Here is a 400-nt window from a genome sequence, read left to right on the forward strand (position 1 = left end):
GTAGCAAATGTATGAACTCATACCAGACGAACTCAAGTCCCTAAAGACTTGGGGTCTGTACAAACTGATTTGGAAACCAGAACGTAAAAAATATACCAAGATCCCCATTGACCCCCACACAGGGAGAGATGGAAAATCCAATGATCCATCAACGTGGACAGATTTTAAAACGGCTTTGCAAGCTATGCAAGACTTAGGCATGGACGGTTTAGGCTTCTACTTTCAACCGCCATACATTGGTATTGATGTGGACCACATCGGGGTTGACTTAGATCAGTGGAAAACGGGTGACAAAGCTAATGCTGTACAAGCCTTCATGAATCTCACTCATTCCTACATGGAAACCAGTGTTTCTGGTGAAGGCATTCATATCATTGTGAAGGGCGAGATTCCAGGTACC

General features: G+C 44.0%; 1 pseudogene. It reads left to right on the top strand.

What is annotated here, in order from left to right:
• Positions 1-7: 7 nt before the first annotated feature.
• Positions 8-400: pseudogene (locus HC026_RS12445) on the top strand (phage/plasmid primase, P4 family); the annotation flags it as partial.

The sequence above is a fragment of the Secundilactobacillus angelensis genome (assembly GCF_012641075.1).
Lineage (GTDB): Bacteria > Bacillota > Bacilli > Lactobacillales > Lactobacillaceae > Secundilactobacillus > Secundilactobacillus angelensis.